Source organism: Lysinibacillus composti (assembly GCF_016908465.1).
Lineage (GTDB): Bacteria > Bacillota > Bacilli > Bacillales_A > Planococcaceae > Ureibacillus > Ureibacillus composti_A.
Map to the genome: position 1 here is coordinate 21,491 of NZ_JAFBDY010000017.1, position 23,704 is coordinate 45,194.

The 23,704-nt window shown below is 35.2% G+C and carries 28 protein-coding genes; 11 read left to right on the top strand and 17 right to left on the bottom strand.

Translation table 11 applies throughout. The annotated features are described in order from the left end of the window. The first annotated feature begins 446 nt into the window (after positions 1 to 446). Together JOD29_RS15160 and JOD29_RS15165 are read left to right on the top strand one after the other, a co-directional pair. Entirely contained in the window at positions 447 to 863 is a 417-nt protein-coding gene (locus JOD29_RS15160; RefSeq protein WP_124766308.1) for a helical membrane plugin domain-containing protein, read from the top strand. 42 nt (positions 864 to 905) lie between these two features. Continuing rightward, a complete protein-coding gene (locus tag JOD29_RS15165) occupies positions 906 to 2,090 on the top strand; it encodes an NAD(P)/FAD-dependent oxidoreductase (protein ID WP_124766309.1) in 1,185 nt (394 codons plus the stop codon). Between the two features lie 236 nt (positions 2,091 to 2,326). Here JOD29_RS15165 and JOD29_RS20645 read toward each other — a convergent pair whose 3' ends face one another. Together JOD29_RS20645 and JOD29_RS15175 are read right to left on the bottom strand one after the other, a co-directional pair. After that, positions 2,327 to 2,461, bottom strand: a complete 135-nt coding sequence (locus JOD29_RS20645) for a hypothetical protein (RefSeq protein ID WP_275579657.1) — start codon at positions 2,459 to 2,461, stop codon at positions 2,327 to 2,329. 77 nt (positions 2,462 to 2,538) lie between these two features. Then, positions 2,539 to 3,252, bottom strand: a complete 714-nt coding sequence (locus JOD29_RS15175; RefSeq protein ID WP_124766310.1) for a hypothetical protein — start codon at positions 3,250 to 3,252, stop codon at positions 2,539 to 2,541. A 288-nt stretch (positions 3,253 to 3,540) separates the two neighbouring features. On the opposite strand from JOD29_RS15175, the gene JOD29_RS15180 reads away from it, so the two are divergent. Together JOD29_RS15180 and JOD29_RS15185 are read left to right on the top strand one after the other, a co-directional pair. Next, positions 3,541 to 3,726, top strand: coding sequence for a hypothetical protein (locus JOD29_RS15180; RefSeq protein WP_124766311.1), 186 nt, complete (start codon positions 3,541 to 3,543; stop codon positions 3,724 to 3,726). A gap of 245 nt (positions 3,727 to 3,971) precedes the next feature. Then, a complete protein-coding gene (locus JOD29_RS15185; RefSeq protein ID WP_124766312.1) occupies positions 3,972 to 4,421 on the top strand; it encodes a YdeI/OmpD-associated family protein in 450 nt (149 codons plus the stop codon). A 557-nt stretch (positions 4,422 to 4,978) separates the two neighbouring features. Here the strand turns inward: JOD29_RS15185 and JOD29_RS15190 are convergent. The 3 genes from JOD29_RS15190 to JOD29_RS15200 all read right to left on the bottom strand — a co-directional run bounded on the left by JOD29_RS15190 (position 4,979) and on the right by JOD29_RS15200 (position 7,151). After that, positions 4,979 to 5,914, bottom strand: coding sequence for a DNA/RNA non-specific endonuclease (locus tag JOD29_RS15190; protein ID WP_124766313.1), 936 nt, complete (start codon positions 5,912 to 5,914; stop codon positions 4,979 to 4,981). A gap of 212 nt (positions 5,915 to 6,126) precedes the next feature. Beyond that, positions 6,127 to 6,597: a peptide-methionine (S)-S-oxide reductase gene (locus JOD29_RS15195; protein WP_124766314.1), complete on the bottom strand. Its 471-nt coding sequence runs from the start codon at positions 6,595 to 6,597 to the stop codon at positions 6,127 to 6,129. 62 nt (positions 6,598 to 6,659) lie between these two features. Next, positions 6,660 to 7,151 carry a hypothetical protein gene (locus JOD29_RS15200; RefSeq protein ID WP_124766315.1) on the bottom strand — a complete coding sequence of 164 codons (492 nt, stop codon included), beginning with the start codon at positions 7,149 to 7,151 and terminating at the stop codon, positions 6,660 to 6,662. Between the two features lie 456 nt (positions 7,152 to 7,607). On the opposite strand from JOD29_RS15200, the gene JOD29_RS15205 reads away from it, so the two are divergent. Beyond that, on the top strand, positions 7,608 to 8,498 hold the full coding sequence (locus JOD29_RS15205; protein WP_124766316.1) for a LysR family transcriptional regulator: 891 nt from the start codon (positions 7,608 to 7,610) through the stop codon (positions 8,496 to 8,498). Here JOD29_RS15205 and JOD29_RS15210 read toward each other — a convergent pair. The 4 genes from JOD29_RS15210 to JOD29_RS15225 are packed head-to-tail and all read right to left on the bottom strand — an operon-like array spanning position 8,479 to position 11,821. Then, a complete protein-coding gene (locus tag JOD29_RS15210) occupies positions 8,479 to 9,639 on the bottom strand; it encodes a M20 metallopeptidase family protein (protein WP_124766317.1) in 1,161 nt (386 codons plus the stop codon). The two genes, JOD29_RS15205 and JOD29_RS15210, sit on opposite strands and share 20 nt — an antisense overlap. 2 nt (positions 9,640 to 9,641) lie before the next feature. Further along, on the bottom strand, positions 9,642 to 10,364 hold the full coding sequence (locus JOD29_RS15215; RefSeq protein WP_124766318.1) for an amino acid ABC transporter ATP-binding protein: 723 nt from the start codon (positions 10,362 to 10,364) through the stop codon (positions 9,642 to 9,644). Next, positions 10,357 to 11,016 (bottom strand): amino acid ABC transporter permease, encoded by a 660-nt coding sequence (locus tag JOD29_RS15220; protein WP_124766319.1) that lies wholly within the window; start codon positions 11,014 to 11,016, stop codon positions 10,357 to 10,359. Before JOD29_RS15220 ends, JOD29_RS15215 begins: the two co-directional genes overlap by 8 nt. A gap of 31 nt (positions 11,017 to 11,047) precedes the next feature. After that, positions 11,048 to 11,821 carry a transporter substrate-binding domain-containing protein gene (locus tag JOD29_RS15225; protein WP_124766320.1) on the bottom strand — a complete coding sequence of 258 codons (774 nt, stop codon included), beginning with the start codon at positions 11,819 to 11,821 and terminating at the stop codon, positions 11,048 to 11,050. Positions 11,822 to 11,958: 137 nt separating this feature from the next. Between JOD29_RS15225 and JOD29_RS15230 the strand changes: the two genes are divergently transcribed. Together JOD29_RS15230 and JOD29_RS15235 are read left to right on the top strand one after the other, a co-directional pair. After that, positions 11,959 to 13,074, top strand: a complete 1,116-nt coding sequence (locus JOD29_RS15230) for an ornithine cyclodeaminase family protein (RefSeq protein ID WP_275579658.1) — start codon at positions 11,959 to 11,961, stop codon at positions 13,072 to 13,074. Positions 13,075 to 13,086: 12 nt separating this feature from the next. After that, on the top strand, positions 13,087 to 14,223 hold the full coding sequence (locus JOD29_RS15235; protein ID WP_124766321.1) for an aminotransferase: 1,137 nt from the start codon (positions 13,087 to 13,089) through the stop codon (positions 14,221 to 14,223). Between the two features lie 125 nt (positions 14,224 to 14,348). On the opposite strand, the gene JOD29_RS15240 is transcribed toward JOD29_RS15235, so the two are convergent. The 3 genes from JOD29_RS15240 to JOD29_RS15250 all read right to left on the bottom strand — a co-directional run bounded on the left by JOD29_RS15240 (position 14,349) and on the right by JOD29_RS15250 (position 15,359). After that, positions 14,349 to 14,603: a hypothetical protein gene (locus JOD29_RS15240; protein ID WP_124766322.1), complete on the bottom strand. Its 255-nt coding sequence runs from the start codon at positions 14,601 to 14,603 to the stop codon at positions 14,349 to 14,351. Between the two features lie 310 nt (positions 14,604 to 14,913). Then, positions 14,914 to 15,156 (bottom strand): hypothetical protein, encoded by a 243-nt coding sequence (locus JOD29_RS15245; protein WP_148090328.1) that lies wholly within the window; start codon positions 15,154 to 15,156, stop codon positions 14,914 to 14,916. Continuing rightward, positions 15,153 to 15,359, bottom strand: coding sequence for a DUF4083 family protein (locus tag JOD29_RS15250; RefSeq protein WP_124766324.1), 207 nt, complete (start codon positions 15,357 to 15,359; stop codon positions 15,153 to 15,155). The genes JOD29_RS15245 and JOD29_RS15250 overlap by 4 nt, the downstream gene beginning before the upstream one ends. A 75-nt stretch (positions 15,360 to 15,434) precedes the next feature. Here JOD29_RS15250 and JOD29_RS15255 point away from each other — a divergent pair, with 75 nt between their 5' ends. After that, entirely contained in the window at positions 15,435 to 15,623 is a 189-nt protein-coding gene (locus JOD29_RS15255; protein WP_205101707.1) for a hypothetical protein, read from the top strand. A 106-nt stretch (positions 15,624 to 15,729) separates the two neighbouring features. On the opposite strand, the gene JOD29_RS15260 is transcribed toward JOD29_RS15255, so the two are convergent. Beyond that, positions 15,730 to 16,131, bottom strand: a complete 402-nt coding sequence (locus JOD29_RS15260; protein ID WP_240033638.1) for a DUF1761 domain-containing protein — start codon at positions 16,129 to 16,131, stop codon at positions 15,730 to 15,732. A 182-nt stretch (positions 16,132 to 16,313) separates the two neighbouring features. On the opposite strand from JOD29_RS15260, the gene JOD29_RS15265 reads away from it, so the two are divergent. Then, positions 16,314 to 16,544 carry a hypothetical protein gene (locus tag JOD29_RS15265; protein WP_192894246.1) on the top strand — a complete coding sequence of 77 codons (231 nt, stop codon included), beginning with the start codon at positions 16,314 to 16,316 and terminating at the stop codon, positions 16,542 to 16,544. Between the two features lie 498 nt (positions 16,545 to 17,042). Here the strand turns inward: JOD29_RS15265 and JOD29_RS15270 are convergent, their stop codons facing one another. From JOD29_RS15270 to JOD29_RS15280, 3 genes are read right to left on the bottom strand one after another with little or no spacing between them, the layout of a single operon-like run. Then, positions 17,043 to 17,396 (bottom strand): YxeA family protein, encoded by a 354-nt coding sequence (locus tag JOD29_RS15270; RefSeq protein ID WP_124766327.1) that lies wholly within the window; start codon positions 17,394 to 17,396, stop codon positions 17,043 to 17,045. Between the two features lies 1 nt (position 17,397). Then, positions 17,398 to 19,251 (bottom strand): FtsX-like permease family protein, encoded by a 1,854-nt coding sequence (locus JOD29_RS15275; protein WP_124766328.1) that lies wholly within the window; start codon positions 19,249 to 19,251, stop codon positions 17,398 to 17,400. After that, positions 19,238 to 20,005 carry an ABC transporter ATP-binding protein gene (locus JOD29_RS15280; protein ID WP_124766329.1) on the bottom strand — a complete coding sequence of 256 codons (768 nt, stop codon included), beginning with the start codon at positions 20,003 to 20,005 and terminating at the stop codon, positions 19,238 to 19,240. The genes JOD29_RS15275 and JOD29_RS15280 overlap by 14 nt, the downstream gene beginning before the upstream one ends. A 166-nt stretch (positions 20,006 to 20,171) precedes the next feature. Here JOD29_RS15280 and JOD29_RS15285 point away from each other — a divergent pair, with 166 nt between their 5' ends. Then, a complete protein-coding gene (locus JOD29_RS15285) occupies positions 20,172 to 20,882 on the top strand; it encodes a response regulator transcription factor (protein ID WP_124766330.1) in 711 nt (236 codons plus the stop codon). 8 nt (positions 20,883 to 20,890) lie between these two features. Beyond that, the gene (locus JOD29_RS15290) at positions 20,891 to 22,270 is read left to right on the top strand and encodes a sensor histidine kinase (protein ID WP_124766331.1); all 1,380 of its coding nucleotides are present in this window, start codon (positions 20,891 to 20,893) and stop codon (positions 22,268 to 22,270) included. Between the two features lie 526 nt (positions 22,271 to 22,796). On the opposite strand, the gene JOD29_RS15295 is transcribed toward JOD29_RS15290, so the two are convergent. Beyond that, positions 22,797 to 23,624 (bottom strand): TrmB family transcriptional regulator, encoded by an 828-nt coding sequence (locus JOD29_RS15295; RefSeq protein ID WP_124766332.1) that lies wholly within the window; start codon positions 23,622 to 23,624, stop codon positions 22,797 to 22,799. Positions 23,625 to 23,704 lie beyond the last annotated feature (80 nt).

The following is a 23,704-nucleotide window of genomic DNA, read 5'->3' on the forward strand; positions in this document are numbered from 1 at the left end:
ATTTGTTGGCAAAGTAATGTGATTTTCTTGATTACAATCTTTATACTAATCTTATCACATATTCTCAGTCCGATTTATCTGACTTATTCCGCTCAAACACTTGCAAATAAAATTACGCTCCTCTTCTAGTAGAATATTTTTTAAAAAAGTTTAATAAAACAATAGGAAATTTATATGCATCCAGTACTCTCTCCTTCTCATGAAAAATAGGAATACATCGCATGAATTATATGTATTGTACGAATTGTGAACTTTAACGTATAGTTGTTTCTGTCAGTTCAGATATTATCTCAATATATATTAGTCAATCAAGAAATCGCATACACAGTGTATCTCAAAGTTATAGTAAGATTTTGAGATCGTTGTCCCTAATCCTGAATATGTCGTTTTTATACCTATTCGACTGTCAAATATGCAAAAAACACAGATCAAAAGGAGAATTAAATATGTCAGAAGAAACAAAGCAAGCACAAGAAGCTCTAAGTGCAGGTAACCTAGATTTACTGGATCAATTATTAAAGCCTGAAGTTCAAGCGTCACTAACTACTTTAGTAGAACAGCTTCCAAAGTTAGCAGAGGTTGTTACTCTATTAACAAAAGCATACGATTTAGCACAATTAGTTGCAACGGACGACGTGTTAAAAAGCGATACAGTAAGTGCTATTAAAGAAATGACTGAACCTGTGATTGGCTCTGTAAAAACCATTGCAGCAACTGCCATTGAGGCTAAAGACCGCGCAGACGATACAAATGAAACTGTCGGTATTTTTGGCTTATTAAAATTATTAAAAGATCCAGAAACTCAAAAAGTTTTACGTTTTGCTAACGCATTTTTAGCAGTTCAATCAGAACGAAAAGCTTAATAATAGTTTCCTTTATATAAATGTATGGACGGAGGATTTATCATGTCAAAAAAGATCGTCATTTTAGGTGCAGGTTATGGTGGCTTACTAACGGCACTAACATTACGAAAATATGTAAGTAAAGATGAAGCAACAGTTACAGTGGTGAATAAATACCCTACTCACCAACTTATTACAGAATTACATCGTCTTGCAGGTGGTTCAGCTACAGAACGAGCAATCTCTTTTCCATTAACTAAACTTTTCAAAGATCAAGATGTAGACGTTGTGATAAGCGAAGTGAAATCTTTCACAGTGGACAACAAAGAAGTTTACCTTGCTGATGGTTCTGTATTAGAATACGACAACTTAGTCGTTGCTCTTGGTAGCCAAACTGGTTTCTTCGGGATCCCAGGTCTTGAAGAAAACAGTATGGTATTAAAATCAGTAGATGACGCAAACCGCATCTACAAACATATTGAAAGCAAAATTGCTGCTTATGCAAAATCTAAAAATCCACAAGATGCAACAATCGTCATTGGTGGCGGAGGTTTAACTGGTGTTGAACTAGTTGGTGAAATTGTTGACCATTTCCCTACTGTTGCTAGAAAATACGGTGTTGACTTCAACGAGTTAAACATTAAATTAGTTGAAGCTGGTCCAAAAATTTTACCAGTTCTTCCTGACGACTTAATTGTACGTGCTTCTGAGAGCTTAGCTAAACGTGGTGTTGAATTCTTAACTGGCCTTCCAGTTACAGGCGTTGAAGGCAATAAAATTTCACTTAAAGACGGCTCTACGATTGAAGCAAACACATTTATCTGGACTGGTGGAGTAGCCGCTCTTCCGCTTGTTCAAGAATCTGGTCTTGAATGTGATCGTGGAAAAGCAGTCATTGACGAATACTTACGCTCTAAATCACACCCTGAAGTATTTGTAGTTGGTGACGCTTCTGTTTCACTTCCAGCAGATGGAGGTCGTCCATTATATGCCCCTACTGCTCAAAATGCTTGGCAAATGGGGGAAACATGTGGTTATAACTTATTTGCACTACTTAAAGGTCAAAAACTTGAAGAATTTAACCCAATCAACTCTGGTACCCTTGCAAGTCTTGGACGAAAAGACGGTGTAGCGACTGTTGGTGGAAATAATATTCCGCTAAAAGGTCTTCCAGCGTCATTAATGAAAGAAGCAAGTCACGTGCGTTACTTAACACACATTAAAGCTCTTTTCGGCTTAGCATACTAAACGGGAAGCAATAGATAATACCTGCTTTGTTTTATTTGCCGGAGATCCAATTATAGAATCGATTGCTGCTAGATTACCTATTGTGATCAATACTGAAGAAGAAAAAGTTTAAGTACATTTCTTTAAATAGAAAAATCCCTGCTTCCAATAAAAGTAGGGATTTTTGGTATTTTAATAGACTTTGGGATTGTTCAAAAAGACAGTAGATTTATAAAAAATAGTGCGCATTTGTTTAATTAGAAAATCCACTCGAAGAACTTTGCAAGAAGGAAAAGTGGTACTCCAACGATGAATATGCCGGCAATAAAATAACTAATACTTATAATGAAATCAGATACAGCACCAGCAAAATCATCTATAAATTTAAGCATTTTTTATCGCCCTCCCCATTAACCTAACTTAACCATAAATAGACATTCGTATTTGATTACCAATTAAACATGAGATATTAAAAAAACTTTACAACATACATAATCAAAGCAACTACTAATAATACAGGCATAGCTTGCTGTGGTAATAGCAGTTCGATTTTGCGTCTATACACAAATGCCACAATGAAGATCATGAGTACTAAATACAGCAAATAGCCTCCCTCTGCGATGATAGGCGTTGCAGGTGCAAGAAGTAAAATGGTAAAAGCCATTAAGAAAAACACAAGACGTCCTACAATTTGTGTTGCACGTAGGGATTTCTTTGCCGCAAGTATTAGAAATGGTATTGAAATGACGATGCCCCCAATGACCCCTCCTGGAATAATCGTATGTTCCATTTGCATCGCAATATATAGCGTCACGAATAATACAGCCGCCGTGTATGCATCCACTACCATCCTATTTGAGCGATAAACATAAAGGCATATTAGTAGAAAAAGTAGCATCCCAAGCAAAACCAATGCATTTTGCGTTTCTTGAAAAATTAAAATATCTCCAATCGTTAATAATGCATACCATGTAATCAAAACAAATAGCCATTTATGTAAGGCTTCAAACTTTGTTTGCTGCACTAGCTTTCCCCATCCAATTGTAAAGACAATATAAATAAGACCTGTTAAAGCCGCCATATAGACATCTCGCATAATACTTTCTTCTGGATCAAACATTGTAAGCGTCAATAAAATAATGGTACCTATATATGTAAGCGTCGATCCTAACTTTTTCTTCATACTGATTCCTCCTATTGCCATATTATGGCACAAACAGTCTTTTTAAAAAATAACGAAAGCTATATTTATGGCTCTAAATTGTATGTGGTGGTGCATAATCCATCAAAAATATGTAAAATATCTACCCTCTTGAAGTACGTATCAATCAAACACTCGCTTCTTTTTCTTTTGTCTCCATAAGACCTTCCTCCTACCATTATATTACTTTTTTATTAAAATGAAGAAGAGTTGTATTTCTTTTAGTTATTTGGGGAAAAATGAAACCGAAACCAAAAGGGAGGAATTCGAATGGAAGCCAATATGAGTGTTGAAGAAGTTGTGAGTCAAATTGCTGAATTAGTACAAAAAGAGGGCCCACTAGGAAAGAAACAGGTAAAGAAGTCAAATCCAGAGTTAATGAAAAATGCATTATATTATTTTCCAAATTGGGATGATGCGTTGAAAAAAGCATCCGATCGCAATCTCCTGTCATAAGTAGAATGGTTAAAAAGGTTGGGCTACTGTTCCCAACCTTTTTTCACTTTTAGGTATTGAATGATTAAATTTCACTCAAGTATTATTTAGTTGAATTGTAAGAAATGACACCAAATTTAAGACTACTTCGTTTTCTTAAATCCCTCTGGCAATTAGATCATCCAATTGAATTACTGTTTTTTGAACCAAAATTTTATAGGTTAAACTGGTCACAATAAAAACAAATACTAAAACGGAGGATTTTTATGAGATTTCGAGCAATTATTGAACTTAGCAGAAAAACCGCAACCGGCATTCCAGTTCCAGAGGAGATTGTAGGTGAACTCGGTGCAGGCAAGAAACCTGCAGTCAGCGTTACAATTGGAGAATACACTTACCAAAGCACGATTGGTTCGATGGGTGGGAAATTCATGATCCCGCTCAGTGCAGAGCATCGTAAGGGAGCTGGTGTCGAAGCAGGAGACGAAGTGGATGTCGACATTGAACTAGACACTACACCTCGCGAACTTACTGTGCCTGCTGATTTCTTAGAAGCACTTGAGCACGAGACTGAAGCTAAACATTTTTTCGACGGGTTATCCTATAGCAACAAACGGAGATTTGTCCTTTCTATTGAGGGAGCCAAGACAGCAGAGACTCGCCAGCGTCGGATTGATAAAGCAATTGTCACATTAAAAGAAGGTCGTACACAATAAAGAAATCATAAAGCTCTTAATAGAATAATCGATCAACCTCAAGGAACGATAAGCATTCAATAAATAAATTTTTTTGCCCCTTTTTCTGATAGTCGGAAATGAACCCTTTCAATAAATAATCACTAATAATTATTCAAAGTCGATTTTCTTATTAACTAAAAATCGGCTTTGATTTTGTAATTATTTCAGATTAATACAATAATCATCTAAATCCTTAAACCATTGACCAAACTTGTTCAAATAATTCTTGAAGATTTTCATATACCCATCTTTTTACTACCCCCCTTTTCCTTTAACATAAATTATCAATTTTCACCTATGAACCTATAAATAAAGGCACAATTCCTTTTCGAGAATTGCGCCAGTTGGTTGAAAAAAGTTATTGAAATAAAGCCTTCGTTAGTAAAAAATAATTATATTTCACGGAACAAATTTTATCGCTGTTATGACCATTAACTTCAGTTGTTCCTATTCATGTTCCATTTGCAAATTGCTATAAATGGCCAACAAGGAAACTGTTTCTTTCATTCATCTATGTTCCCTTAAAGTACTAGGGCTTACTCACCTACCATACCGTCATGGTCATTATCTTGCATATATGGGTATAACCAATGATCACTCGTGATTGGCATACTATAACCTGCTGCTTTTGCTTCTTTAATCGTCACTTGTCCATTACCGTTTGTATCAACACTAGAAATATCATGGTTTTTGTTTGAACTCGTTGCTTTAGAAGGCTTACTTTCTGTTAAACCAAGTGATTTATTTACTTCATCGGGGTTCACATTGTCAAATTTATCAACGATTACTTTCCCTTTTAACGTATAGGAATATTGATAACTTGAAGGGATCTGCGTTTTCGTATTTGGATATGTGATAATTGCTTCGAAATTCGTTGCTCCCCCTGCTTTACGGATCGCGTCTTCCATATAGGCTTGATCACCATGTCGATTCAGTGTACTGTCTTGTGGGGTAATATTATAGGCATTCGATACCCCGCCTAGAGAATCAGCAATAATATGTCCTTCATCTAAAACGGGACTTTCGACTCCAGGAACCTTTGCCTCATCAGCGTAGTATCTGCCAGATGATGTTACGGGTTCGTTTCGGTCATCTTGTAAAATGATTTTGTCAGCAATAACACGAACTAGTTGCCCGAATTCATTCGTAAAGGCCCAATATTCACGGTCCCCAAAACCAATGTCCACGACAACGTTAGATTCACGATATCCAGACAAATCACCACCATCAACTTCTATCAGTTTGTATCCTGAGAACAAATCATTAGTTGATTGGGTTGGTGTTTCCTTTACTGCTTGTTCATCGGCAACCGTTGCAGTTGTCTCTTCTGTTTCACTATTTTTGGTATTATCAGTAGTTACTTCTTGTGTAGCTGTTTCTTCCTCTGTTGTGGATACATCTTCTACGGTTGTACAACCAACCATCAAGATAGCCGTAAACAGTAAAATTAAGTAGTTCATTTTCTTTTTCATTTAGGACTCTCCTATAATTGTTTCATATTGTTCATTCTAAAAATCTCGGTATATTAACATAGATTAACATTGTTAACTTATTGATAATAGCACATTTCTAGATAACATAAATATTTTCATCACAATTTATAGAATTAACTAAATTAAATGGTCCCATAAATGAAAAATGAACGCATATTCTTTTTTCAAGAATTGCGCTCGTTTGCTTACTATTACTTATATTTACTTAACATTGCTTTTGGTATATGACAATAATCGTTTGGAAATTTAGCTAACCGATCTTGATGTTCTTCTGCACTTCTCACATAGTTTGTAAGGGGTAATACTTCAACAACTATACGGTCATAATCATTTCTCTCTAGAAGAAATGCCCTTGCTTCGTTTAAGTGTTCTTGCTTTTCACTATACACGCCCGTTCTGTATTTCTCACCAACATCCTGTCCTTGTTTATTCAAACTGTATGGATCAATTATTTCAAAAAAATACCCCATTAATTCCTTAATTGTTATCACAGTTGGATCAAATACAGTTTTTACACATTCGGCGTACCCATCATACTCCCCCTCAAGGGTGTCACTTGTTCCATTCGCTCTTCCCGCTTCTGTAAACGTAACGCCAGGTAAAGTTTTTATAAAAGCTTGAACTCCCCATAAACATCCCCCTGCAAAATAAACCGTTTCCATATTGTTCTCTCCCTTACGACAAATTTCCGTATCAATCAGCTTCTAGTAATGCCAATAACAGTTTAGTTGATTCTATTATAGCCAAGGCGAATTTCTTGCACCTCATGATCCCAGTACCAAAACTCTAAAAATTTATTTTTATCAACATAAACCATAATTTCTACACCTTGCTCACGTCGTTTATAATAATCCTCACCATAAGATTCTATTACATTTTCTAAAGGGGCACCTACTGAAATTCCTCTGCTTGTTTTTATATTTATATCTGTATCATGGGTAATCGCGATATTTTTTATGTTTTTGTTTTCATCAGTAATAACTCTCACACCATTCGATAAGTAGTAAAAATTCGGATTGAGAGTGTCTTTTGAAATGCTATCAGGGTTTAACTTACTAATATTTTCGTTTAGATGAATACCATTGAAATTTTCGCCTTCGAGATTTATATCCGCCGTAATCAAAGACAAAACGAAATTGGGCGTAATTAAAAAAACGATCATTAAAAAAACAACTACCAAACCAGTACTCCCTAATAATCTCCTTTTGTTTTTCATAAAAGCTCCTTAACTATTTAGTAATTAAGATAACGAAATAGATTGGTAAAAGTTTCAAATTTCCTCTTTATTGAGTTATAGATCTTTCATAATAAATAATATCTAACATTTCCCTTGTTCTGAAGACGTTTGAATGTTAAAAATTTATTTTTTGGGGATAAATTATGTAGCAACTTTGGGAAAAAGAAAATAAACTCAATTTATGTAGAAAGAAGAACTTATGCAAGATAAAAAAATAGGCTTAATAAATCCTCGAAGGTACTATCCTTCGAGGAACTTTAGAGGAGTGTTTACCTTTTTCGTAAACACTTTTATTTATAACGATTTGTACTCATAAAGCATTTCCATAATTGGGTGTAGATTGTCTTGCTATTACCAATAAAGGGATTACAAGTTTATTTACTTTTGTTAAATAATAGGTAAAATGGAAATATAATCTACAAAAGGGGTGTTTACATGGAATTACGTAATTTAAAAACCTTCCAAGTGGTTGCAAAGGAGCTTAATATGACTAAAGCTGCCCAAATTCTCATGTACACTCAACCTACAGTGACTACACATATCCAATCGCTGGAAAAGGAGTTAAATCAGACTTTATTCATGCGATCTTCCGGAAATAAAATTTCGTTAACTCCTGCAGGTAAAACTCTGAAAATACATTCGGATAAAATCTTTGAAACAATAGAAGACCTACATAATGAACTTTCTATTTTATCCGGTCCCTCTGGTATATTAACAATTGCTGCTTCTGAATATTATTCAGTACACTATCTATCACACTTTTTTAAAGTGTATAGCAATATATACCCGGAAGTTAAACTTCGGTTTATTCAGGCAAATAGTATTGAGGCAACAGAAAAAGTGTTAAATTCTGATGCCGATTTAGGAATAGCAGCTATTCAAGATAACTCTACATTATTAGAACATGAAATATTGGATTTTGAGAGACTTGTTTTGGTTGTTTCAAGTTCCATATATAATAAAGATAATTCTTTAAATGACTATCCTTTTCTCTCTTATTCTCCTAATAGTAGCTTCGATTGCCATATCAATAAGGCTTTTCAAACTCTTCAATATACCCCCTCCGCAACTATTGAATGTGGAAGTAGTGAAGAGATGATACGTAGAGCTGTTTTAAATGGAACAGGCATTGGCTTTTTAGGAGAAAAGGGCATACTAGAAGAAATTAATTCTAAAAAATTAATACCTTTATATTACTGTACGAAACCAATTTTAAATACAGCCATATATTTAAAAAGCAATCAGCGAAATGTAACTATTCAATCTTTTATTGATGTTTTAAAAGGGTACTGGTTAGATATAGCACCTAATAATAATTTTGAATAATCTTTATAAAAGTTGATATTCCAATTTCCAATACACTATCATCTACTTGAAATTTAGGATGATGGTGTGGAAATTGGCTAATTTCCCCCTGCATCCCAACAAACAAATAACAACTTTTCACTTTATCTGCATAGAATGAAAAATCATCAGATGCCATATATGGCCTAGGTTCGATAATATCCAAGTTAGGAAGATTTCGTTGAACGATTTCCTTAACTTTATTTGTTATTTCTACATCATTTACTAGTGCAGGTAACCCACTAAAGATATCTATATTTCCATTTGCTTGAAAAGCTGAACATATATTAGGAATCATATTTTTCAATTCATGTTTAATCCTTTGACGAGTTTGTTCATTTAGGCTACGAATTGACCCATATAACCGAACTTTCGATGGAATTATATTATAAGAAGTGCCAGCATCAAGCTTTCCAATTGTAATTACAGCAGCTTCAAGTGGATCAACAATTCTACTATTTATTGAATGGACTGCCCCTATAATATGGCTTGCAATATAGATTGGATCTACTGCTTCTTGAGGCATTGCTCCGTGGCCTCCAACACCGTTAATTTCAATACAAAAATCATCTACAGAGGCCATTACATTACCAGAATTTATCCCTATTTTTCCTTTCTCAATAGGTTGCCAAATATGCAATCCAAATAATACATCCATTTCCTTAATAATTCCCTGTGTTACTAAATTCTCTGCTCCACTTGGTGCCATTTCTTCTGAAGATTGAAAAATAAACAAGATATTTGGTTTTATTTTTTCTTTGTTTTCGGCACACCATTTTGCAACCGTTAATAAAATCGCCATATGTCCATCATGACCACACATATGTGAAATGTTCTTCCTATTAGATTTATAGGTTAGGTCATTTTCTTCTTCTATAGGTAATGCATCGATATCAGCCCGAAAAGCTATTGTAGGTCCATCTCCATTACCTTTCATTTTTGCAATGATATTTGGCTCATTATAGGGTAATATCTCAAAATTCAAATCTACTAGATATTGTTTAATAAATTTACAAGTTTCCCACTCCTCTCCAGAAAGTTCAGGGTTCGCGTGGAAATGCCTCCTTAAACTAATAGCTTCCTTTTTTAAATCTTCATTTATGTCCTTTAGCACTATATTCATCCTTATAGCACCTTCTCTAAAAATATTTTTGTTCGTTCATTTTGGGGATTTTCAAAAAAATCTTCAGGCGACGCTTGTTCTATCAGAACACCACCATCTAAAAAACAAATCCTATCTGCCACTTCTTTCGCAAAACCCATCTCATGTGTAACAATAACCATTGTAATCCCAGTTTCCGCTAAGAGTTTTATTACTGCCAATACCTCTTTCACCATCTCTGGATCTAATGCGGATGTAGGTTCATCAAATAACATAATCTCTGGCTCCATTGCTAATGCTCGAGCAATTGCAACACGTTGTTTTTGCCCACCAGATAATTTTGACGGATATACATCTGACTTGTCCGCTAATCCTACTTTATTTAAGAGCTCCATTGCCTGTTGAATAGCCTCTTCTTTTGGTTTCTTTTTAACAATAGTTGGAGCATAAATCATATTTCCTAACACAGTTTTATGTGGAAAGAGATTAAAATGTTGGAATACCATTCCTATTTTTTCTCTAACTTTTAATATCTCCGTAGAAGATTTCGTTATTTCCGTATCATTAACGACAATATCCCCTTTATCTGGGACTTCTAATAAATTCATACATCTTAATAATGTTGATTTCCCTGAACCAGATGGCCCAATTACAGCCACAACCTCCCCTGGTTGTATCTCTACTGAAATACCTTTTAAAACATCTAATTTTCCAAAAGATTTATATACATTTTCTACTTTAATCACTAACTCGCAACCTCCCTTCAAGAAGCTTCGCAGAATAAGTTAATAAAATAACTATCAAATAATAAACTAATCCTACAAATAATAGTGGCTCAAAATATACATATTGCTCTGCTGCTACTATATTTGCACGTCTTAGCAAGTCTGCTGTACCTATTGTTGATACAAGAGCTGAATCTTTTAGTAGATTAATACCCTCATTTACTAATGCAGGTAAAATGTTCTTAAATGCCTGAGGTAAAATAATATCTAACATCATTCGATTATATGGGACTCCAAGTGAGACAGCAGCTTCCCTTTGTCCTTTATCTATAGCCATAATACCTGCTCGTATGGTCTCTGAGGTATATGCAGCAGAGTTTAAAGAAAAGGCAATCACCCCAGCTTGTAATCCCGTAATATCATAATTAATCAACTGTGGTGTAGCGAAATAAATAATAGCTAATTGCAAAATTAAGGGGGTACCTCTGAAAACCGATGTATAAAATGTTGCAAGAGCTTTCAATACTTTAAATTTAGAAATCTTTATAATCGAGAGCAGAATTCCTAATAGAATTCCTAAAAATGCAGAGAGTATTGTAAACTTTATTGTGACCCATAAGCCCCCTAGTATATAGGGGATGTATGGAATAATAATCTCAAAATTTATATTCATTTTTCCCACTCATTTCTAAATAGAAATTTTATTAGCGCATAAACCATTTATCTTCAATTTCTTTTAATTTCCCATTTTCTCTTAGTGCATTTATTGCTTTATTAAACTCTTCTACATGCAGTGAGCCTTTAGGAAAAGCAATTGCTACATCTAAACCTGGTAAATCCTCAATTACTCCCGCCTTGAGCTTTCCAGGATTCTGTTCTATATATTCCGAAGCTACTGTCTCTTCAACTAAAACGGCATCAATTCGTCCCGTGTTTAATTCTTGAATAAGTTCGGGAAATTTATTTAATGCAAATGTTTCTAAACCTGCTTCTTTGGCAGCATTTTCTTGTGTTGACCCTAATTGAACACCCACTTTTAAATCTTTCAAACCAGAAATAGATTGATATTCTTCATTAGGTGATAATGCAGCAAATTTAGTTGTAAAATATGCATCCGAGAAGTCAACATTCTTTTTTCGTTCTTCAGTAGGAGACATAGCAGCAATTACAAAATTCACGCGTTCTGATTGTAATGCTGACAGTAGCCCCGTATAATCCATATCTCTAATTTCTAGTGCAACTCCCATCTGCTCAGACAATGCATTTGCTACATCAAGATCAAATCCAACAATTTGATCTTCACCATTAGATAATTCATGATATTCAAATGGTTTATAATCTGCAGAAGTTGCCATTATTAATTTGGAATTAGTTGCACTTGTTTCAATCTTTTCGCCTGTTCCACTTTCTCCGCCTGAACAACCTCCAACTACAAAAACTGCTATTACCAATGTCAAATGCAAAAACCATTTTTTCATAAAAACTCCTCCTTGCTTTATTTCTAAATAGACTACCATTTTCATTCTCTTTAGAATATTTCGAAATTTAAATAACCCATATAAGATATTTCAATGACAATTTCAATCTGAAATCATAGATAATCTAAATATTGAGAATGCGCACTACACTTTTCTCAAATTTCAGAACAATCAAGATTAATAGAGAGGTGATCATTATTTCTACATTTCGAGTATTAAATCAGCATGACATTAAATCCGTATTAGAAATGAAAAGTGTTATGAATTTAGTAGAGGATGCCTATGTATTTAAAGCAAAAAAAAGTGCTTCTCTTTTCCCTATGGTGTTCCACGAATTCCACCCAGGAGTAGCAGACATGGACATTAAATCAGGTAAAATTACTGAAGCTGATATCTTTGGATTAAAGTTAGTTTCTTGGTTCGGGGAAAATCCTTCAAAGGGGATTCCTGCAGTTATCGGTACTATATTAGTTTTAGATATTACTACAGGTACTCCGCTAGGTATTTTAAGTGGTGAATATATTACATTAATGCGAACTGGTGCGGCAGCTGGAATCGGTGCAAAATATTTGGCCCGAGAAGAATCTGAGGAGTTATTAATTGTAGGGTCTGGTCATGTTGCTCCATATGCAATTCTATCTACCTTATTGGCTATGGATAATATTAAAAGAGTCACAATTTACAATGATAATTCATTTGATCGAGCACAAACATTTAGCGATTCTATTAAAAATAAATTGTTTGAATTGATTAGCCCCTATCAAGAATCTGATGCATCCTACTATTATGAATTATTAAAGAAAATCGAAATATCATTTGTAGCCACGGATGATATTAAACTTGCAACGCAACAAGCAGATATTATTATTACAGCTACTCCATCTAGAAAACCATTAATTCAAGATATCTGGGTTCAACCTGGAACACATATTTCCTGCTTGGGCTCAGATATGAAGGGTAAGCAAGAGATTGACGAAGAGTTATTCACCCATGCCCGTATTTTTGTAGATGACATTGATCAATCATTCGATGTGGGTGAATCTGAAATACCATATTTAAAAGGGAAATTTACAAAACAGGATGTAATAGCTGAAATTGGCGAAGTCATTTTGGGGAACGGTAAAGGTCGACTATCTGATTCAGATATTACAATCTACGATAGCACAGGAATTTCTTTACAAGATTTAATTACTGCAAACCATATTTTAAAAATTGCTAAAGAAAAAAATGTCGGACAATTAGCCGACTTATAAGGAGAGATAATAATGAAGATTAATACTTTTAAAATCGAACACTGGATGAACTTGTACGAAATAGAAGCGGTATATAATATCGCTGAAACTTGTGTAGATTCTATAACGGTAGACGAGCTAATCGCAATTGATGGAACGGACCCACAAGAATTCTTTAAAGAAATTGGACAAAAAAGATTAACATATGGTCACATCGAAGGTTCACCTGAATTTAAACAACTAGTCTCAAGCTTATATGAAAATGCAGAACCTGAAAACGTTCTTGTTATGAACGGTGCAATTGGCGCTAATTTTTTAGTACTATATTCTTTAGTACAACCCGGGGATCATGTCATTACTATTGATCCAACCTATCAACAACTTCAAGAAGTGCCTTTATCATTTGGGGCAAACGTAGATTTATTAACGTTAAAAGAAAAAAATAATTACTTACCTGATTTAAATGAATTAAAATCACTAGTAAATGAAAAAACAAAGTTAATCATTATTAATAATCCAAATAACCCTACTGGTGCTCTCATTGAAAGAAGCATGCTTGAACAAATCGTTGAAATTGCTAGAAAATGCGATGCGTATATATTATGTGATGAAGTTTATCGTAATTTAATACAAGATGAAACTCTTAAAGTACCTTCTATTGTGGATATTTATGAAAAGGGAATTAGTACATCTAGTATGTCAAAAGTATTCTCTTTAGCAGGTCTTCGTTTAGGTTGGCTAGTAGGGCCTAAAGATGTAATCGCTGAGTGTTTTAAACACAGAGATTATACAACAATTAGTGTCGGAATGCTTGATGATATTTTAGCAGTTCACGCACTAAAAAATGCAGATAAAATTTTAGAGCGTAGTCGTAAAATCATTAGAGATAATTTAGCTATTTTGGATGAATGGGTAGCTAAAGAAGAGGCAATTAGTTATGTTAAACCTAAAGCAGGTACAACAGCAATGCTAAAATATAATTTCGATATTAGTTCAGAGGAATTTTGTATACGGTTGTTTAAAGCAAATGGCGCATTCCTTTCACCTGGTTCTTGCTTCAATATGGAAGGATATCTCCGCATTGGATATGCTTGTGATACAGAGGTCCTAAAGCAAGGACTAGAAAAAGTATCAGAATTCATGAAAACACTTCCAGTTGCTGTTAAATAATTTACCCTAAGGAAGGGCGTCCAACTTTTTTGATGGACGCCTTTCCACTCTATTAAATCTTTGCACAGCATATCATATGTCCAATGTTCGTCCCAAGGCTCACTAATAATAACTTCCCTACTCGTTTAGTTATCCGCCTTACTCATACCTACCATCGAAAGAATTAATCCTAATAGTACAATTATGTACTCAAATCCTTTGAAATCTATATTGGGATCTATTGCTAATATTCCCCCTACAAAAGAAACATGCAGTCCCAAAAACATATACTTTTTCCCTGAATTTGAGTTTTTTAATGTAACAATAATTAAATATAGTAAATAGATTGATAAAGGAATTACTATAAATACAAACGCAAACACATTAACCATCGGACTCATTTTATTCTCCCCATGCCCATTCTTTACCATATTATAACAATAATAATGATTGTATTTCATTACGTCGTGAAATGGTGATTAAGTTGTTAAAAAAACGCAAATCCACTATTTTGGAAATGCGATCAATTGTTGAAATTGGGGTTATTGTACTTTTTTCTTCACTAGATTTATTTGATATAAGAGGTAAATATTGAAGCCTAAAGATAAAATTAAATATGTAATAAGCACATACCCCTCTTGGTTCGTTACAATAAAAAATAATGGGACCGTAACTACAAGTAATGCAAATATTTATCTGTTGTCATTTTCATTATTGATATGTCGTAGTATTGCCAGTAAACGCAAACATCCAAGTTAACGTGAAAACAATAAAGGCTGATGCTATGCACATCCAAAGAATGTTACCTTTTGTATTCGTCTCTTTTGTAACAATCAATTTCTTTAAGTAACTAGTTAAATTTAAGCAGAATACAATTGCTAAAATAGGATTAAGCAAAAAAGAAGTAGCCATTATAAAGTCGATTTGTTCTTCTATTTTCATCACCCCCATCAATCCTTCTTTTCCAATAAGGCGATCAATTTATTATTTTGTTCAATGATCTTGTCGAGTTTTTTTTCAACTTCATTTGCTTCATTATTTTTTATGGTAGAATTTATTAGGACTCTTCTAATAAAAAGAGTAAAAGATACGACAAACAAAATAATAAGTCCAAAAACTAGTAAAACAAGAATTAGATTAACAGCTTCCAATGCCATCCTTAATCACCTCACCCATATTTTAACATATATACAGATCCCTTTTAAGTTCTTATTACGGTAATTGGTAAACCTTTGAAGTTAAAATCTGGTTTAACTTTTAACCCATTCCTTGCAGTTACTAATTCCCCATTTTCTGATATTGTTTTAACAATAAATGGCGTAGCATTCGAATTAGGTAAAGTAGTAATAGAAAAACCTTCAAATGGTCATGCAAAATCAAATACTTATTTTTATTCCCCATGCTATATTTTTGGACCTTAAAAGAAAAAGACACATTTCTATTTCTGAAATGCGCCCGAAAGTTCAATATTAACTTTTACATATGAGTAGGATTACTTGTTGCGATAGCGCAATATGAGTGAAACGATCAAGAGAAACTGCCGATAATGCTCCCTGCAATGATCATGCTGATTACATGAAAACCGGCCGTTATCAAGTAAAGTTTCAACTTCATACCTTCATATAGGGCATTTGTGGCAGAAGTGCCCGCGATGACTAGTCCTATAACTAACCCAAGGGATAACCCATCTACCCAGCCATCAATATTTGCCCACTCGGCAATAATCGCTAATAAAAAGGAATTTACAATAGCCATTAAAATCGAAGCTGTCATCACTTTTCCAACGCTTGGTAGTTCCTCCTGGTTCAACCCCTTTAACTTTTGCCAAGTATTCCAGAATACTTTAGGTGAATACCAGAATGAACCTAGAATACAAATAGCAAGTGCACTTATAATTACTGCTAAATAATTGATTTCTCCAAAATCCACATCCAATTTTCTTTCCTCCTAAAAACTTAGGTCAACTAATTTGCATCAATTATATAGATAATACTCTTTACTAGCAATCGTGGACCAATAGAAACTGTCCTTCTAGTCTAATAATCTGTACAAGCTGACTTAATTGTTATCACAAAAGATTATCAAAAGCATAAATTATACAGAAAGGGTTGATGACAATGCCACCATGGCAACATAAGATTAATTACTTAATGGGGCAACCAATTGGAATATCCTTGATAAATGGTCAAGGGACTTCTGGAGTACTGTGTGGTGTCTCAAACGGAAAGTTACTTGTTGTTGAATATCTGTATCAAACACAATACGCAATGAAACAGTATGATTTTTCACTGATTGCAGATATATCGGGTTTTCCACCTTGTAATCAACAACGCCTATTTTGATAATCAATCGCTGGAATAATGACAGCTCAAATTGGGCTGTTTTTTCTTTCCTCAAACAGCCATCTCAGCCATCTCATCCATCTATAAATCTTTACCTCGTTAATTTACTACATCACCCATTCGCCGAAGTGTTTAGCTTATTGAGTTTATCCCAATCAATTGAATCATGTCATTTTTATATTCTTTACATGAAGCTTTGCTACTTCCCTCATAACCAATTTGACTTATACATGTTGGAATATCCCATTGTGCTACATTTTCCTCAGTTACCCCTTTTTACATATTGGACAACCGATTGCTTTTTTTTATTCAGATGTCAACGAAAAGGTGGCCCTATATTTGAAAAAAAACAAGCGCCATTTCTTCAAGAATGGCGCCCGATGGTTGAAGGTCATTGCTTAATAATATTTAAGATAAGCAATAGTTCAATAAGGAGAAGACACATACGAATTTAAATCCCTTTTCACACAAAAGCGGCTGCTCAGGGCTTTTCGCCGCTTATCCTTCCAACTTCTCTTTTGCTTTTTGCGGAATATCAGTTAACTGCACTTCATCATAAGAAGTGACTTCATTACCGTCCTTTATATACAGCATTAAATAGGCATTTTTGCGCAGTTCTTTTGCTGCAGAAAATTCAACTTCTGTTAGATTGCCATTTTCATTATATGCAGGCAGCTTATACCAATACCGCTTTATCATTTCGCCAGAATCTAGTTTTGTTTCTTTCACAGAAGCCACGTCGCTTATTTGCACATATACTGTGTCTTTCCCAAATCTATTAAAGTCCACTGTTGCCAAAATAACAATGGCACTCACTAATAACACGCCTAGTAACCATAATGCTTTTTTCATATTATCCCTCCATACCACCTAAATGAACTGTTTTGTTAAAACCTCGAACTGTGATGAAATAATAAATGGTGTAAATTAACGTATAAGCAAGCATCCATATAAGCACTGGCATGAGCAGATCCATCATTAATAAATTGGAGAAGGCTGTTAATGCCACCGCTCCATGAAGAAGGCCCAATCCTAGCGGCAACGCAAATATCATCCCTACTTGGCTGCGGATTGTCCGCTTCATTTCACGTTTTGATACGCCAATTTTATATAGCACGGTGTATTTGCCTTTATCTTCTTCTGCTTCTGTCATCATTTTAAAGAAAATGATGCTGCCGGTTGCTACGAGAAAAACGAGCCCTAAAAAGCTGCCGACGAATAACAGCGCACCTGATGCTTCAATCGAAGCCCTATAGTCTTCTGTTGCACTCGAGAAATTTTCAGTTTTAGCTGCTAATTTCTTTGATAATGCCAATTGGTTTTTATAATCCTTTACTTGCACAGCTTGATATGTTTTTTCATCTGCAGTGATTTTACTGTATAGCTGATCTGTGACAACGAGGGCACTTGCACCTACCGTGGATGTATTGAATACCGCTTTGTCATATAATTTCGCCACCGTGTATTCTGCACCCTCAATTATTACGGAGTCTATTTTTTGCGACCAGCGTTCATCATAAAAAGCATCAATCATTAACACATCCCCGTCTTGTGCTACTTGTATATTTGACCAATCCAGGTTTCTTGCCAATTTTTCAAATGTTGATTGATTAATGACTGCATATTCCCTTTCATACGTGCCTTGTTCAATAAGAACCGTCTTACTATGGACTGCTTCAACGTACTCTACTATATTTGGATTAATTTCCTGTGGAGCGCCTTCCCACATAAATGTATATGGTGTATAGGCTTGTATATTTTCATCTGCATTATAGTAAATCCCAAATACGGCTCCGCCTGCAGTAATAGTTGTCGCACTCAAAGTGGCAATGATCGTTAAGGTTTTCGTATTGCCCTTAATGCGGTATAGCAGTTGCGAGGAAGTCATTAAGTTAAGACCTTTCCAAGCCCAGCGCTTATTTTTTTTCATGACTGATAACACATAAACGAGCATGCTGCTAAATAATAGTGCAGAGCCAATGACTGTTAAAGCAATAATGACAATTGGCATCGTCAAACTGAGCATGCGCCAAATTGATGAAGTCGCTAAATCCTGCAATGCCAACCAGTAAGCCGCTGCTAAAGAGACCACACCTAAAAGAGCTGAAATTATGCGTGCTTTTGGCAATTCCTCCCCTTTTTTCTCAGCATGAAATAAATCGATTAGCTTAAATTGATAAATGACGCGATATCCTTGGATTGAGGTAAATAAGAAAATGATGAAAAATACAATTAATGTATTAATCACCGCATTCATCGAAAATGCGAATCCTATCACGATATCTAGCCCCATCAATTTCATTAATATAGTCAACAATACGCGCGACAATAAAAAACCAAGCCCAATGCCAACTACTAGTGAAAACAGCCCAATCACCATGTTTTCAAAAAACAACATAAAGCCAATCGAACGTTTGCGCACACCTAGTAGCGAATAAAGTGCGACTTCCTTTTTCCTTTTTTTCATAAAGAAAGAATTAGAATAAGCTATGAAAATCGCCACAAATATCATTAATACAAAGGCGGAAGCGCTCATGATGCCGCTGATTTGTTTTGATGTTTCTGCTAATGCACTAATGTCCTCACTATATTTCAAAGTTACGAAAGTAAAGTAAATAATAATTGAAAAAATGGTCGATCCGATGTAAAGTGAGTAGTTTTTCATGTTGCGGCGAATATTCTTCAGTGCTAAATCAAATAACGTCATGCACGTCACCACCTAATTGTGCCAGTTCAACTAATATCATTTGGAAAAATTCCTTGCGTGTCTTTGTTCCACGGAATATTTCCTTCAACAATTGGCCATCCTTGATGAATAAAATTCGACGGCAGAAGCTTGCAGCGTATGCATCATGCGTTACCATCATTATTGTTGTTTCATGCTCAACATTCATTTTGCTTAAACTCTCCAGCAAGTCAGTGGCTGATTTCGAATCCAATGCCCCTGTAGGTTCATCAGCAAAAATAAGCTTTGGATTAGAGACGAGTGCACGGCTCGCAGCTGTACGTTGCTTTTGACCGCCTGAGATCTGGTATGGGTATTTGTCGAGTAAATTTGAAATGCCGAATGTGCGGGCAATTGTGTCTACCCGTGCTTGAATCACAGCTGCCGGTTTCTTTGCAATTGCTAGTGGAAGAAGAATATTTTCACGTACAGTTAATGAATCCAATAGGTTATAATCTTGGAATATAAATCCAAGGTGATCACGGCGAAAATCTGAAAGCGCCTCTTCCTTCATCTTTGCAATATTGTCATTACTGATAAAAATATCTCCATTTGTCGGTGAATCAATTGTCGCAAGCACATTAAGCAATGTTGATTTACCTGCCCCTGAAGGCCCCATGACCCCTACAAATTCTCCATGGTCAATCTTAAATGATATATTTTCAAGCGCCTTAAAGGTATTTGCGCTATTTCCATAAATTTTTTCTACATTTCGTACTACTAATAATGGTTCCATCCATATGCACCTCTTTCGTATGTCTAAACTATACCGGGCAAACCTTACGTTAAATTCACGTCTACCTTACAAAATCCTTAAATGTTAAAATTACATGAACTCAATTTAATTTGTTTAGACTGTAAAAAGAGAGAGGTTCCATTTTTAAAGGAAGGATGTGCCAGCTTTGGAAAAGCCGCGTATTTTGATCGTGGATGATGAGAGTGACTTATGTCATTTAATAAAAGTTGCGCTTGCGAAGGAAGGACTTACAGAGGTTGAAACGGCGGGTTCTGTTCAAGAGGGCTGGGAGAAATTTAATTCGTTCAACCCTAATATCGCCATATTAGATATCATGTTGCCAGATGGCGAGGGCTATGATTTATGCAATAAAATACGTAAGGTTTCACGAATACCTGTGTTATTTTTATCTGCTAAATCAGATGAAATCGATAAAATTTTGGGACTGGCGATTGGCGGCGATGATTATATTACAAAACCATTCAGCCCAAAGGAAGTGGCTTTCCGTGTAAAGGCTCAGCTTAGGCGCGCAGGCGTATATACAATGGAAATGTCTGTGCAAACAAATGTGAACAAATCGATGACAGTCGGTCCGTTTACAATCAATCATGACGAAACGGAAGTTGTGAAAAATGGTGAGCTTCTTGATCTAACAGCAAAAGAAGTTGGTTTAATGGCGTGCTTTATGCACAACCCAAACAGGATTATCAGCAAAGAAAGACTGTTTGAAAGTGTTTGGGGAGAGGAATTTTATGGGGCAGACAATACTTTGATGGTTCATATTAGAAGGCTCCGAGAAAAAATTGAAGAAACCCCCTCGAAGCCAGCTTTCATTACAACCGTCAAGGGGCTCGGCTATAGATTTATCGTGAAATAGGTGATTAGGTGAAATGGAAATTAACAATCCGCTACTTGATTTCGGTGCTGAGCATTGTCTTTATCGTAATCTTCCTTAATACCTTTATTTTAATGGGCATGCTTATTTATCAACAGAAACACGGAATCGATGAAGTGACCGAGAACTCAGGCGAAACCTTTACACGCGGATTTGACAAATATATATCGCTTGAAAATGGAGAGCCTGTTGTTTCCGAAGAAGGAATTGAAGCACTACGGATATTCGGGGGATGGATACAGATTTTAGATCAGAACGGACAGGTTCAATCTTCTTACCTTGCACCGGAAGATCTTTCAACACACTATAGCCCAATTGAACTCATCCACAAATATAAATATATGGACGATGAATTAAATACTTATTTCATTGGAGAATTTGAATCATACAGCTATTTGATTGGTGTCCCTCATTCGAAAGAAAATAGAATTGTATTCATGATGGATTCTAAAACTATTATTTCCTATGCAATGAAATCTTTGTTAGCGATTGTCATCGTCGATTTATTCATTGCCATGCTCGTAGGTTTATTATTTAGTACCGTTCTAACAAAGCCTGTCTCCAATATTATAGACCGGATTTCACAACTCAAAAAAAGGAATTTTACAGTACAAGAAACGAAAAAGCCTGGAATTTACAAACCTGTTTTTTCAAATTTAAATGATGTATCACAATCTCTGCAAGCACATGAAGAAGAACGTCTAAAACTGGAAAAGATGCGTGCTGAATGGATCAGCAATGTCTCCCATGATTTAAAAACACCGCTCGCTTCCATACAAGGATATGCAGAATTGCTTCGTGATCAAGACGTATCGCAATTGGAACGTTTAGAATACTCCGAAGTTATTGAACGGCAATCGATTTATATGAAAAACCTGCTTGATGATTTTAATTTAACGATGCGTCTTCGCAATCAGGAGATGCCCCTCACCTTACAGGAAACACGTCTGGAAAGCTTTGTGCGTGAAATTGTTATTGATTTATTAAATGATCCGCAATTTGGGCAATACGAAATTTCCTTCTTTAGTGATTCACCGGATTTGAAGTGGAATATCGACCGTCATCTCATGAAACGCGCGATTTTAAATTTTGTTTACAATGCGCTTATCCACAATGACGAAAACATTGCCGTAACGATTCGGATCCATACAGACAGACTCATGATTGAAGATAACGGAAAAGGCATACCAGCAGATGATCTGGAACAAATTTTCGAACGCTACTATCGGGGTACAAATACGAGCAACATTCAAGGTACAGGTCTCGGCATGGCCATTTCAAGGGATATTATCGAGGCACATGGAGGGAAAGTTAACTTAACCAGTAAAATTGGCTTTGGGACAACTGTTGAGATCCGGTTGAATGAATAAACTTTTCTTAAAAGGCTCTATTTGCATATAGTTTCTTAGCATGCTGAATACACTTTATGCATGTCATGAAGAATTACTACTTCCACACATCTCACCATTAGGATGGGAACATATTAATTTCTAGTGGAATATTCATTTTAAGTAGAAGTTTCGAACTCCACCTGCTTCCCCTTAAATTATAAAAAACCCTGATTTTTCTACGCTAATCGGAAAAATCAGGGTTTTACCTTTCTAAAATTGTCTTATATATCCACGTGAGTTTGTCGGTGGGACTCCGAAATGCAGTAAATCTGCATTTCCTCAAATGACCTTCACAGAGGCAAAAAAATGATCTCATTTTAATAACCCTTAAAAGTAATTTTACTCCAATTAATGGCACTTAAAAGAAAAGAGATGGAATTGTTGAAGATCAATAATTGTGCGTTTATAACACTATTACCTGTGAGTTCACAAAGAAACGCATTTATTTGCTATGAAGTAATACTATTCTTATCTTATATAAAGCGACGACAATAGTAATATTAATTTAGTCGACGTAATGCTTTTTAAAATCTGGATGGATGGAAAATTTGCGACGTAAATTCACGAGGTTTTCTCCAAAACTTTCCTCTAAAAGTTCCTTATGTTTCTCCATTATTTCCATGAGATACAAATCATGGATCATGACTTCTGTAATTGGCATGACTAACCCAACATGCATTGTCCATGCTGCACGGCTATCTTTTCCTAGCGAGACAATACCTGCTACTACTTCTGAGTCATCTCCACTAAATACAATCCATCTTCCACCATACTCTTCTGTAATCTCACGTCCCATATAATGAAGATAAACATTAGCAAAATCAGAGAAGATATCCCCATAAGCAATAATCGTTACATTAACCCCTCTTTTTGCTGCCTGTCTTAGTTCAGACTCTAATTCTTCAAATTCTTCTTTCCAAACCTCTAAAAGAATTCTTTTTTTTGCAGATAATATGCAAGCTTTTACCTTTTCAAGTATTTCATTGCGTCCCGTGATATTCCAAATATTTTCACGGTCATTTGCAGAACGTTCAAACTCGGCTAATGACTTTTCTGCAAGTTCAAAGTTTTCTTCCGCTTTCATTCGGCGACTTTTGATTAGCTCCTTTGCAGGAACAGGCGTATATTGTGGTGTATTTCCAGGGCTAACTAAAATATCTCCTCGCATGGTGAGACTGTCTAGAACTTCATAAATTCTTGAACGAGGTACGCCGGAATTTTTTGATACAGCATAGCCGGTTAACGGCGATTCTTCCAACAAAGTAAGATATGCTTTTGCTTCATATTCAGTAAAATTTAGATTTTTTAATATTTCTAAAATGTTTTCTTTCATACGCCCTCCAACATTACTTTAGTTGCTACCTTAGTAACTAACATTTTATCAAAATCGATTGATAATTTTCAAACGATTCT

Bases quoted from the DNA above. Each gene is read 5' to 3' on its own strand.
- JOD29_RS15295 (WP_124766332.1), bottom strand. From the start codon at position 23,624: ATGAAAGAAAACATTTTAGAAATATTAAAAAATCTAAATTTTACTGAA.
- JOD29_RS15250 (WP_124766324.1), bottom strand. From the start codon at position 15,359: ATGGCATTGGAAGCTGTTAATCTAATTCTTGTTTTACTAGTTTTTGGA.
- JOD29_RS15280 (WP_124766329.1), bottom strand. From the start codon at position 20,005: ATGGAACCATTATTAGTAGTACGAAATGTAGAAAAAATTTATGGAAAT.
- JOD29_RS15220 (WP_124766319.1), bottom strand. From the start codon at position 11,016: ATGAATATAAATTTTGAGATTATTATTCCATACATCCCCTATATACTA.
- JOD29_RS15190 (WP_124766313.1), bottom strand. From the start codon at position 5,914: ATGAAAAAGAAAATGAACTACTTAATTTTACTGTTTACGGCTATCTTG.
- JOD29_RS15275 (WP_124766328.1), bottom strand. From the start codon at position 19,251: ATGACGTTATTTGATTTAGCACTGAAGAATATTCGCCGCAACATGAAA.
- JOD29_RS15225 (WP_124766320.1), bottom strand. From the start codon at position 11,821: ATGAAAAAATGGTTTTTGCATTTGACATTGGTAATAGCAGTTTTTGTA.
- JOD29_RS15165 (WP_124766309.1), top strand. From the start codon at position 906: ATGTCAAAAAAGATCGTCATTTTAGGTGCAGGTTATGGTGGCTTACTA.
- JOD29_RS15205 (WP_124766316.1), top strand. From the start codon at position 7,608: ATGGAATTACGTAATTTAAAAACCTTCCAAGTGGTTGCAAAGGAGCTT.
- JOD29_RS15235 (WP_124766321.1), top strand. From the start codon at position 13,087: ATGAAGATTAATACTTTTAAAATCGAACACTGGATGAACTTGTACGAA.
- JOD29_RS15195 (WP_124766314.1), bottom strand. From the start codon at position 6,597: ATGGAAACGGTTTATTTTGCAGGGGGATGTTTATGGGGAGTTCAAGCT.
- JOD29_RS20645 (WP_275579657.1), bottom strand. From the start codon at position 2,461: ATGCTTAAATTTATAGATGATTTTGCTGGTGCTGTATCTGATTTCATT.
- JOD29_RS15175 (WP_124766310.1), bottom strand. From the start codon at position 3,252: ATGAAGAAAAAGTTAGGATCGACGCTTACATATATAGGTACCATTATT.
- JOD29_RS15180 (WP_124766311.1), top strand. From the start codon at position 3,541: ATGGAAGCCAATATGAGTGTTGAAGAAGTTGTGAGTCAAATTGCTGAA.
- JOD29_RS15240 (WP_124766322.1), bottom strand. From the start codon at position 14,603: ATGAGTCCGATGGTTAATGTGTTTGCGTTTGTATTTATAGTAATTCCT.
- JOD29_RS15230 (WP_275579658.1), top strand. From the start codon at position 11,959: ATGCGCACTACACTTTTCTCAAATTTCAGAACAATCAAGATTAATAGA.
- JOD29_RS15200 (WP_124766315.1), bottom strand. From the start codon at position 7,151: ATGAAAAACAAAAGGAGATTATTAGGGAGTACTGGTTTGGTAGTTGTT.
- JOD29_RS15265 (WP_192894246.1), top strand. From the start codon at position 16,314: ATGACAATGCCACCATGGCAACATAAGATTAATTACTTAATGGGGCAA.
- JOD29_RS15210 (WP_124766317.1), bottom strand. From the start codon at position 9,639: ATGAATATAGTGCTAAAGGACATAAATGAAGATTTAAAAAAGGAAGCT.
- JOD29_RS15160 (WP_124766308.1), top strand. From the start codon at position 447: ATGTCAGAAGAAACAAAGCAAGCACAAGAAGCTCTAAGTGCAGGTAAC.
- JOD29_RS15185 (WP_124766312.1), top strand. From the start codon at position 3,972: ATGAGATTTCGAGCAATTATTGAACTTAGCAGAAAAACCGCAACCGGC.
- JOD29_RS15270 (WP_124766327.1), bottom strand. From the start codon at position 17,396: ATGAAAAAAGCATTATGGTTACTAGGCGTGTTATTAGTGAGTGCCATT.